Below are 10,841 nucleotides of genomic sequence, written 5' to 3'. Positions count from 1 at the left end.
AACGAGAGCCCTGATAGTCTCGTTGTACCTGTCCTCCGCCGGGCGGAGGGAGGAGGGACGAGGGGGGGAGGTGGTAGGAAGTGAGAGAGATAGTCATGAAGATAAGTCATAGAAGGGAAAAAAAGGAACCCCGAACTGCGCATCCAATCCCTGATGCGTCGGCCACCGGCCCCTCCGGTCCCTGTCAACACTCCCCCCCCATTCCTCTCCCACGGTTCATTCCTCTCTCCCTCTGATCCCCGTCATCACCCAAGGTAATCAACACCAGTACTCGGTACATGCAAAACACCGTTGATCAATATGTTATTCCTCACAACCTATCAGAAACAGAGACTTTCTCCCGGTATTGTTCCGTCCTCCTTAATGTGTTCTCCCGCTTTCACCTTGGTCCGCAATCCACACCAAACTTTCCCAGAATCTATGTGAAACCGTATTATACGTCGCGTTGTCAGTTATCGTCCCTAGTTTAGCCTCTTTCACACCTGTCCAATCTCTGTCTACCACACATGTATAGCAAAGCCAAGCCTGGAGGTCAACGCGACAAGCCTTTCCCTACGTAAGTTCCCCGTCTATGGTACAGATACAAGGTCTACGTTTTGCATGTTACCCGCCGTAGTCTACCTGCCTTTCCCCGTACCACCTAAATGGATTCATGATCACTATAACATATACCCACCACACCCATGCTCAGCCGCCTTTTTAACTCCTCTCCGTGTTCCAAAGTACACCGGAATTAACCCTGTTTCCAAATGCTACATCGCCCTTCCAAGCACCTAGGTACAAGTATGCCTCACACAATGTAGCTGCTCTAAGTCAATATCCCCCACACCCGATTGTCGAAATGAGAATGAAACAGACCCACGCTTGACACCCGTCACTCCCCCCAGCAGATGTATTTAGTTCTCGAGACAGTCAATGAGTGGCTACCAAACTAATCGCCACACACGCTCGACGCGTTACAGTCTTCACAACAAGACACACGATACGTGCGGTTCTCCTTTCAGATTTTTTCCCCTTTTCCACCAGCCGCTTCGTCGTCAGCACAAACCGGTACGGCGACCACACTGAGGCCCTCGGGGGGCGCACAGCTCGTTTACGCCACAGTCACCCCGGCTGCAGGTTACGGGCTCCCTCGCGCGGCACCGAGACGCCGGTCCTGGGGGGCAAACATACGGACCACTACAACGCCAGGTTACCGTCCTCTGGATCGCGTTGTACGGTTTAACAGCCTTACACGGGCTGTGCACCAGAGCCGCGCAAGCGTTACCCTCGCCCTGAAGGTAACCAACGTTACACGTGCGATAGGGGCCCTACACACCTCCGGACATTATACGAACGCCCGTACGTTCACACGCGGCACCTGCGAGGTGAAGTACGGCACGACCAGCAGTACGTGTACCCCAGGCACAGGAGCACGGATACCGCAGCCTCGGTCCGGACCGGTACGAACTGAGGGTCCCCACACTCGATCCATGTGGTGGGTACCGGCAGCCGCTGTCACCGGTGCGCAGCACTCAAAATCCAGACGACCACACCCCTGTCTCATCCTTCCGGTCAAGTTACTACGATGCTACATGTGTGTCAGATGTTACATCAGAGCAACGCTCCGTAGTCCACACCTTTGTTACCCATTGGCGCAAAGACTCGCGTCTTTATTTCCTTATCGTGGTTCACACATGGTCCGCCCCCGTGGCCGCAAGTGACTATTCCCGGGGCCGTGACCTGCTTTCCGTACTCCCGCGCCGGGCGTTCCTTCCAGCCGCCTGGGGGTCCTTGCTCCCACTGGAAGTAGTGGAATAATACAACGATCCAAGCGTGTCAAGTCCGAGCTACTAGTAACCGAAGCCGAGCCGAATCGCCACCGAGACGGATCTCGGTGTATCTGTATACACGTTTTGATGAATACAAGCAATTCAACGTTACACGGTACCCTGCCACTGGTCCCCAGGTTCCGACACACCAATGGCGAGCTCTGACAGGATTCACCACACTAAACCCCCGAAGTCCGTACGTTTACCCACTCTGAAGTGCTCACCGCACCTCACCCCGTACTTCCACGCGGGTGTTGCACGGCCATTTATGTCAGAAGACAAAACTGATAGAAAAAAAAAAAAAAGAGGTAGAATCAGCAGTGTAGGGTAAATCAGATGGTGCGAGTGCGGCGGGGAGAAGGAAACACAGAGGCGAGAGGGGGAGGATATATGACGGACTGGTGTCCCAAGGGCGCCCTTCCACTCTCTTCGTTATCTCATTCGCGATACATTATCACACTTACATCGCTAAGCAATCCACTCATTCTCTTTTATCCTTCGGTTGCCTATTTCCTCGGTGCCTCCTCTCTGTGTCTGGTCCTTGCGCGCTTTATTTATTACTTGGCCTCAGTAGCACATCAGGCTCTCAAGAAGAAAAGCCAAATCATGAGCAGGCGACCCGCCTGCCTGGCGCGCGCACCGTTACTTGGTGTCGTTGCCTTAAGAACCTTCGTTTGTCCATTCCGGTGGTTTTCGATTTTAACAGCAGTCAACGGCCAAGCGTATAGATCTAAGTACAAACGAGCAGAGGGGATCTGTGTGTAGTATTCCTTCATATTGTTTGCTTCCGTTCTCTACCACTCCCCTACCACTTTTTTTTTCTTCTCTAATACTCCTGCCGGCACAGACCGTTTCAGGAGTTCGGCTGACCGGAGCGCCGACGACGGGCCTACAGCGGCGGGCATCCAGGTCGTTCCAGCTGTCCATGGCCCCGCTAAGTCACGCCCACTGCCCTGCGGGTGTGCCAGGCCGCCGTCGTCCACGACATGCACCGAGTCTCCCACGGCCGGTCACTCACGGATCCCAGCCGCTCTGCGGGCTCTCCGTCCTTCGTGGAGGGCGGCGAGCAAGGGGCGAGGCCCTCCCAGCGCCGACGGCACCGGCTCAAGAAAGACGAGCTCACACGAATCAGGACCAAGGCCCCTCGTCGCGGCACGACCAAGGCCGACCGCCCACTGAAGACGGACGTCCGGAAGTCCGGCGTCCGCCGTGCAGACGCCGTCGTACAAGCGGGTCTGACGTGTGCCCGGCCCAACCTCGCAATCCCGCCCATCAGTCCACGGGTGGCGTAGGTAATAATGGTCGCGGATGTCTGGCCCGCGACCCTAGGGGCACAAAGACCCGCGCTCACCGAGACCAGACCGTCCGCGACCAAACGCGGACCCGGGCGAGCCTCGCCAGACCGGCCGACGCCCGGCAGAACTGGGAGTGCTCTCGGAGTGGACCCACGACCCGCCCCGCAGAACACCCCTGGCCCGGCAGACAATGTCTCCATGGGGGGCCCCCGCGCCGATGCCAAAAACAAAACACACCGTTGTCGCAGGGCTCGGGTGCCATGGCTCCCGCCCCCCGCCTTTCGACTGTGCTGTGTCGTCATAGCATCGTATTCGCCCTCCCGAGGCCCCCGCCCTCCCTAAGGGCCCCCCCCGCCCCCGGCCGCGCACCACCTCAATCGCCAGCCCTCTCGCCTCAACCGGTTGCGGGGGGCAGACCGGCACCGCTCCCGTACGTCACTCCGCCGGTTCTAGTTTCCGCTCCGACACCGCCTTGCCGCTCACCGTTACTCGGCTCTGGCCTAAGCCGCCCTCTGGCCGCTGCCAGCCCTACGCTGTTGCGTTGCCCACGTCATTGCGGGCCATGCGGCCATCACTCACACAGCCGGGAGGGAGGGAGATAGCGAGAGACCGTCGAATGATGTACTTTACACCAGGTGGACGCAGAGCGTCCGCGCGGCCTTCTGCAGCGCGGGCCCCCGCGCCGCGGCCAACCTCAGGCGGCCAGCGCGAACAGCCGCCCCCTCGTGCCCGAGCGGCGAGGGGCCAACACCAGCGCCGCAGAACCAGCAACACAGAGACACGGTCCGACGCTTTGCGCGCCCAAACGGCACCGCGGACCTGAATGGGCCGAGATACATCGCCCAGGCCTGCCCTGCTGATCCCGTCTGCGATCCCTATCAGCACGCTGGCGAAGCACCGCGAATAGCCCATCGGCCGAACGCCCGCGGACCCTGCGTCGTACGCCAATCGCCCGTCCCTCACCCGGACCAAGGGAGCTGCCAATCGGCCCTGTGCCCTCCCGCAATACGCGAGCTCATATGACGGCACGCACCGCGAAGACCGCCATTTCCCGCCACGTGCATGCACAGCGCCCACCTCCTCGCTCGACCACGCACAGTGAGCAATACCGCGGGGCCAGAACACCAGCCTCACTGGCCCCCGCACGCCCGGCCCGTCCGGCAAAAACTCCCATGGTGGCCACGCTCCCCGCCCTACCCGTTTCAGGTGCCTCCCATGGCTACCGGGCGCCTCCAACGGCCCTGCCATCCGCTCTCTACGACTGGCCCCGCGACTCCGAGAAAGACTCCGTCCGCTCAAGCCCCTCCCCCATCCTGTTCCCTCCAACATCACACTCACTGTGCTTCCCCCGCCCAAGAAACCAGTTTACCCTCTCAAATTTGTACCGCCAATACCGGCCCGCATTCCAGAGCCGAGTCCCAGCCCCGCATTTTATTATACCCCCCGCACCGCCTGCAAATCCTGATATTAAGCACGGTAGATCCGACCGCTCTGCAATCCGCCGACACATCACTTACCGCGTCCATGCCACTGCAGGGGGGAAGCGAGATCCGATCGCGAGACGGCGACCGCCGCGCAAGCAAAGAAAAAAGGGAGGGCAAACATAACCACACCACCACGCGAGAAATACGCAAACACACCGAAAACCTAGGCAAAAAACAACATCTCTTACAAGCTACTACGGAGGAAACAAGGGAGAAAACAACACAAGAGAACGACACGAAAAAAACAGCGCCAAAACGCACGCGGGGCCGAGGTATCCAAGAACGTCAAGAGCACGGGCCAATGGTCCTGTGCAGGAGCCGTGTGCGGGCCCGCAGCGGAGAGTGCGGATAATGCCTGGAAGAACGGCATTGCAGGACACGACCCACGCAAGCAATTAGGGACAGCGGCCTCAGCCCATGTGTTGTCACTTCTTTTTACGCAAGCCCTTCGGCCCTCCTGGCCCCTATATCGTCGTGTGCTCGTCGCTGGGTTCTTATTATTCTTTCCTTTCTTGGCGCTCGACTCTCTAGTGATGCGGGCATCGTGTGTCCGTACCGTTGCATGCCCGCGGGCACATTCCGTGAAGTTATCTGCCCTGTGAGTTGTTGTGCTGTCATGCGCGTGTTATCGTCTTACACAGTGCTCTGATTCTCTCTCTCGTTCCGTCCGTCTCCTGGCGCTTTTTCATCTACAGTGGGCGCTGCTTGTATAAACGTTGCATGTTTCGCGCCTCTTTTTCGATCCACTTGCTCTGCGAAGAAAGTAGTAGGTCCTGTGCGATCGCCATAGGAAACAGCTCATGGTATCGTTTACTCCTTGAACGGTTGCCCGGGCTGGGTGACCACGGAGCTGTTCCTGTGTTGGCGAGGCTCCCGTTCGCATGCTTCTCTGTCTACTCTTTCCACGTGTCGCCGACACTCCTTCAGGGCGACTCTGGCGGCGGTGTAAGTTCGCGATAGGAAATGAGCCCCCCAGTGGTATGTCGTTGTCGAGCAGGGCCATCGACGCGCGGTCGCCGACCAGGGTGACCGACAGGAAGTCCTGGTTCGACGGGTCGTTGTAGTGGTCGCGCACGGCCGTGTAGCCGGTGCCGGGCGGCAGCGGCGCGCTGCTGCCGCTCCATCCGCGGCTCTCCAGGGCCGCCTTCCACTGCCCCGCCACCTCGGCCGGGGCGCCCTCGACGGCCACGTAACGGGCCTGCATCCGCTGGCAGTTGATCTCGCCGGCCTTCGCGCCCTCGAAGGACCCGGACCACAGGCAGCGGTCCAGCGTCGCGTCGCCGAGCAGCTCCGGGTGGCCCAGCAGGGTGGCGAGCGTCTCGGCCAGGCGCCGGTCCAGTTCCGTCCGCGCGATGCCGCTCGCCTTCGACACCTTGTCGGAGTTGGCCGGCCCGGTCCGCCCCGGCAGGACCCAGGCGTAGCAGTACCAGCCGCCGACGGCGAGGGCCCCCACCAGCACCGCCGGCAGCAGCGACCGGAGCACCCGGGGAGATTTGATCTTGGTCATCCGGCAGATGCTGCCACCTCGGTGTCACGGCTCCGGCACGGCCCCGTCCGCGATCCGACACACCGTCAGAGGGCCTCGGCCGAGGTCGCGTCCCGCCGTGGGAGCCCCGTGAGGCCGTCTCCTCCGGGATTCAAATCGAGTGCGGGACTGCCGGGCCGGGTGATACAAGGTCTGCGTGACTGAGCACCTTCACTTCCCCACCCTGCTGCGGATGATCGACGAGCGTTCCGCCGCGTTCCGCGCCGCCGTCGCCGAGGCCCCCAGCCTCGACGCCGACGTCCCGTCCTGCCCGGGCTGGACGTTGTACGACCTGGCGAACCACCTCAGCGAGGGGGACCGGTTCTGGGCCCACATCGTGCGGACCACCGCGCCGGGCGACGAGCGGCCGAGCAAGGACGGACTGGCGGCGCCCAGGGAGCGCGAGGCCCTCGCGGCCTGGCTCGCGGACTCGACGGAGCAGCTGACCACGGCGCTGCGCGAGGCCGGCCCGGACCATGGCTGCTGGGCCTGGTGGGAGCCGCTGGCCTCGCCGCACACGGTGGCCGCCGTGGCCCGCCGCCGCGTCCCGGAGTCGCTGATCCACACCTACGACGCCCAACTGGCCTCCGGCGCCCCGCAGGAGCTTCCCGCGATCGAGGCGGCCGACGCCATCGAGGAGTTCCTCGCCACCGTCTGCACCGTCACGGTCCCGTGGCCGGGCGACCCCGCGACCATGGACTACCACGCCGCCGGGGCCGGCTCCTGGCGCCAGACGGTGGACGCCGCCGGCTCCCGCTTCACCCGCCTCACCGCGGCGGAGACCGCAGAGAGCAAGCCCACCGCCGCCATCCACGGCACGGCGAGCGAGATCGCCCTGCTGATGTACATGCGCATCCCGGCCGACTCGGTGCGGATCGAGGGCGATGCCGGCCTGCTCCAGCAGCTGCAGGACTGGGGCTGACAGGACCGGACGCGGCGCGGGCCGTCCCGGATCCCGCGCCGCATCTCCCCTTCAGGCGCCCCAGGGGAGGCCGGTCGAAGGGTCGAGCCCCTGGTCCATGAGGTGCTCGTACTCGCGCCAGTGAACGAACCGCGTCGCCTCCTGGGCGAGGCCGGAGGCCGGGGTGCACCAGCGCCGCACGTAGGCGGCGAACCCGTCCTGGTGGACGGTGAGAGGGCCGCCGTCCTCGTAGAGCTCGGCGATGGGCCAGGCGTCACTGTCGTCGCCCGTCATCAGCCAGAACAGGTGGGTGCCGTCCTCGATGAAGCCCCACCGGAGCAGCATGCCGGCACTCACCTCGGCGGGCAGCAGGTGGGAGAAGGACTCGGGGGCCTGTTCCCAGAAGAGTTCGGCCGAGCCGACCACGGTGTCACCCCCGGGGGCGTGGTGGGGCGGTGGGACCCACAGCGGGTCCCCGCCGATCCCGCCGGCTCCGTAGGTCTCCAGGAACGCGACGTAGTCCGAGGGGAGCCGCAGCCCGAGCCGCCGTTCGGCATCCGCCACTTGGGCCACGTCGTGAGGGGCCTCCTCGCCGCTCCGCCTGCAGGGCGCCAGCAGGCCCCGGAGCGCGCGTATGTCGGGATGGCTGGACACGGGAACCTCCGGTCGATCGGTGCGTCGGCCAGCCTACGAACCCTCTCGGACAGTCAGGTCCCGGACCTCGCTGCGGAGCTGGGTGCGGGTGCGCATCAGGATCCGGCCGAGCATGTTCCTTCCGGTCCCGGTGCGGCCGCGGCCCCAGTAGTGGTCGGTGCCGGTGTCCTCGACGATCTCCTCGTCGGCAGTGGAGAGCAGCACGGCCCGGATGTCCGCGTGCGTGCGGAACTTGGCCGCCACGGCGCGGCGCATGACGTCGTCCTTGACGCGCTCCCAGTCACGCCGGAGCGGCTTGGACGGGTCGCGGCCCAACTCGGCCGCGCGCAGCGGTGTCCGGGCCCTGCGGACGAGGTCGGCGTGCCGGGTGCCGGCGAACTTCTGGGCCTGGAAGTAGTGCTCCGAGGTCGGCCAGAGGTGCCCGTCGAGTTCCAGCTCGTGCGCGGAGAAGTTGGAGAAGCAGCCGTACGGGACTTCGTCCGCACCGTAGAAGTAGATCGTCATCCGAGCCTCGTCGCAGTCGCGGGGAGCTCGCAGGCTCTCAAGCGACGGGCCCGACCGGCAACCGGTTTCGCACCGGGCGTGCCGCAGGGATTCTCCCCGGGCCCGGTCTCTGGTACTACTGGCGCACCCTCCTGCGGCCGGGGCAGGGAGCACTCCCGGCGCCGATCGGTGTGACTCGGGCGGTCCGGAGGGGGTGGCGGCGACTGTGACGGACGACACGGCGGGTCCCCGTGCGCCCTCCGCCCGGCCCGGCGGGCCCTCAACTGCCGCTCTCCTCCGTATACCTGGCGATGCCCCCACCAGCCGGTGGCCGGGAGCGGGGCGGGGACGGGTGAGGGGGTACCGTCCGGGGAGCCGGTACCTTGAGCCCGTGCGCAGACCGGTCGGCTTGGGGGAGCGGGCCGGCTGGAGCCTGCTCGGTGCCCTCGCCTGCCTGCTTCCGGCTGCCGCGGCCCACGCCGCCGCCGGGGGTGCACTGCCTCGCGCGGGCGTCCTGCTGGTGATGCTCCTCGTCCTGGCGGTGCCCGGAGCCCTGCTCGCGGGCAGCGGCCTGCGCCGCCGCTTCGAGACCGCCGTCGTGGTGCTCGGCAGCCTCCAACTCGCGCTCCACGAATGCTTCCACCGGCTCGCCCCCATGCCCTCCGGCGGTCCGGGCGGATCCGGCCACGACCTCGGCATGGCGGGTATGGCGGGTATGGTCGGCATGGGTGACATGGCCGGCATGCCCGGGATGGAGATGTCCGGCCACGGCGGCGGCATGACCGCCGTCCACGCGATGCACGGCTCGATGGCCGCCTGGCATGCGGTGGCCACCGTCACCAGCGCCGTGGCGCTGCTCCACGGCAGCCGGCTGCTGCGCCGCCTCGCGGCCCTCCTGCCGAAGCCCCGCCTCCCGTTCCTGGCGGCGCTGTTCGCCGCCCCCGCGCTCCCCTCCCCGCCCCGGCCGGTCTTCCCCGAACCGGTGCACCACGCGATCGGTGTGCTGATCGCCCGTTCCCTGCCGCGCAGGGGGCCGCCGCCCGCCCGGGCCTGACGTCCCCTCGGGCGTCGGGCCCGGCCGCCCGTGTGCGGGCGGCCCGAGCGACCACACCCGACGCCTGCCCCGCACCCGTATGACCGGGCGCGCGACCCCAGGGGACACATCACCATGTCTTCGACAACCGAAAACCGGCCGTCCGACGCCTCCGCCCCGGAGGCGGACGGCACCGTGCCCGCCCGCCGCTCCTGGCGGGAGGTCAGGCCGCTGCTGGCCCGGCTGCACTTCTACGCCGGCATCCTGATCGCGCCGTTCCTGCTCGTCGCGGCCGTGACCGGACTGCTCTACACCTTCACCCCGCAGCTCGACCGGCTGATCTACCAGAGCTGGCTGACGGTCGATCAGCCGGGCGACGCCGTCCGGCCGCTCACCGAGCAGATAGCCGCCGCCCGCCAGGCGTACCCCGAGGGCGAACTCGCCTCGGTGATCACCCCGGCGGGCCCGGAGGACACCACCCAGGTGGTGCTCTCCCTCCCCGAGCTCGGGGAGAAGCAGCTCACCGTCTACGTCGACCCGTACACCTCCCAGGTGAAGGGCGACCTGGTCACCTGGTTCGGGTCCACCCCGCTCAGCACCTGGCTGGACGACCTGCACCGCAACCTGCACCTCGGCGACTTCGGCCGCCTCTACTCGGAGACCGCCGCCACCTGGCTCTGGGTCGTGGTCCTCGGCGGCCTCGCGCTCTGGCTGGGCCGGGCCCGGGGGCAGCGCGCGGCGAACGTGCGCGGCGTCCTGGTGCCGGACCGCGCCGCGAAGGGCGTGCGCCGCACCCGCAGCTGGCACGCCGTCACCGGCGTCTGGCTGGCGCTCGGGCTGGTCTTCCTCTCCGCCACCGGCATGACCTGGTCGCAGTACGCGGGTGACCGCTTCGGCCAGCTGCTGGACGCGGCCAAGGCCCGCACCCCCAAGCTCAACACCACGCTGCCCGGCGCCCAGCCGGCCACCACGGGCACCTCCGGCGGCGAGCACGCCGAGCACGGCGCGGGCGCGGGCACGGCGGCCGGGCCCGCCGAGCCCGACCCGGCGTCGTTCGACGCCGCCCTCGAGACGGCCCGGGCCGCCGGGCTCGGCGGCACCGTGACGGTCACGCCGCCCGCCAAGGCGGGCAAGGCCTGGACGGTGGCGCAGGCCGACAACACCTGGCCGGTCCACTACGACCGGGTCGCGGTCGACGTCAAGAACGGCACCGGCACCGTCACCGCCCGGACCAACTGGTCCGAGTACCCGGTGCTCTCCAAGCTCACCAAGCTCGGCGTCCAGGGCCACATGGGCCGGCTCTTCGGCCTCGCCAACCAGCTGGTGCTGGCCGCCCTCGCCATCGGACTGAGCGTCATCACCGTCCTCGGCTACCGGATGTGGTGGCAGCGCCGCCCCACCCGCGCCGACCGCTCGGCCCGCTTCGGCAAGGCCCCGGCCCGCGGCGTCTGGCGGCGCCTGCCGGTGACCGCGCTGGTGCTGGGCATCCCGCTGACGGTGGCACTCGGCTGGGCCCTGCCCGTGCTTGGCGTGACGCTGGCGGCGTTCGTCGTGGTGGACGTCGCGGTCGGCCTGGTCCGCGGCCGCAAGGCCTCGGCGAGCTGACCGGTCCGGGCGGGGACGGGCCGTTGGTCCCTTCCCCGCCCGGGGCCCAC

At 66.2% G+C, this 10,841-nt stretch carries 6 protein-coding genes; 3 read left to right on the top strand and 3 right to left on the bottom strand.

Features of this window, described 5'->3' with window-relative positions; all coding sequences use genetic code 11:
* Positions 1 to 5,275 precede the first annotated feature (5,275 nt).
* Positions 5,276 to 6,097 (bottom strand): hypothetical protein, encoded by an 822-nt coding sequence (locus ABD946_RS17480; RefSeq protein WP_345284588.1) that lies wholly within the window; start codon positions 6,095 to 6,097, stop codon positions 5,276 to 5,278.
* 175 nt (positions 6,098 to 6,272) lie between these two features.
* Between ABD946_RS17480 and ABD946_RS17475 the strand changes: the two genes are divergently transcribed.
* Positions 6,273 to 7,037, top strand: a complete 765-nt coding sequence (locus ABD946_RS17475) for a maleylpyruvate isomerase family mycothiol-dependent enzyme (RefSeq protein WP_345284586.1) — start codon at positions 6,273 to 6,275, stop codon at positions 7,035 to 7,037.
* Between the two features lie 51 nt (positions 7,038 to 7,088).
* Here the strand turns inward: ABD946_RS17475 and ABD946_RS17470 are convergent, their stop codons facing one another.
* Both ABD946_RS17470 and ybiA read right to left on the bottom strand, forming a co-directional pair.
* On the bottom strand, positions 7,089 to 7,589 hold the full coding sequence (locus tag ABD946_RS17470; RefSeq protein ID WP_345284584.1) for an SMI1/KNR4 family protein: 501 nt from the start codon (positions 7,587 to 7,589) through the stop codon (positions 7,089 to 7,091).
* A gap of 114 nt (positions 7,590 to 7,703) precedes the next feature.
* Positions 7,704 to 8,174: a riboflavin biosynthesis intermediates N-glycosidase gene (ybiA, locus tag ABD946_RS17465; RefSeq protein WP_345284582.1), complete on the bottom strand. Its 471-nt coding sequence runs from the start codon at positions 8,172 to 8,174 to the stop codon at positions 7,704 to 7,706.
* Positions 8,175 to 8,544: 370 nt separating this feature from the next.
* On the opposite strand from ybiA, the gene ABD946_RS17460 reads away from it, so the two are divergent.
* The gene (locus ABD946_RS17460; protein WP_345284580.1) at positions 8,545 to 9,207 is read left to right on the top strand and encodes a hypothetical protein; all 663 of its coding nucleotides are present in this window, start codon (positions 8,545 to 8,547) and stop codon (positions 9,205 to 9,207) included.
* Positions 9,208 to 9,321: 114 nt separating this feature from the next.
* Positions 9,322 to 10,791, top strand: a complete 1,470-nt coding sequence (locus tag ABD946_RS17455; protein ID WP_345284578.1) for a PepSY-associated TM helix domain-containing protein — start codon at positions 9,322 to 9,324, stop codon at positions 10,789 to 10,791.
* The last annotated feature ends 50 nt before the right edge of the window (positions 10,792 to 10,841 follow it).

This window comes from Kitasatospora albolonga (assembly GCF_039535905.1).
GTDB lineage: Bacteria > Actinomycetota > Actinomycetes > Streptomycetales > Streptomycetaceae > Kitasatospora > Kitasatospora albolonga.
This window is presented reverse-complemented; position numbering and strand designations above follow the sequence as displayed.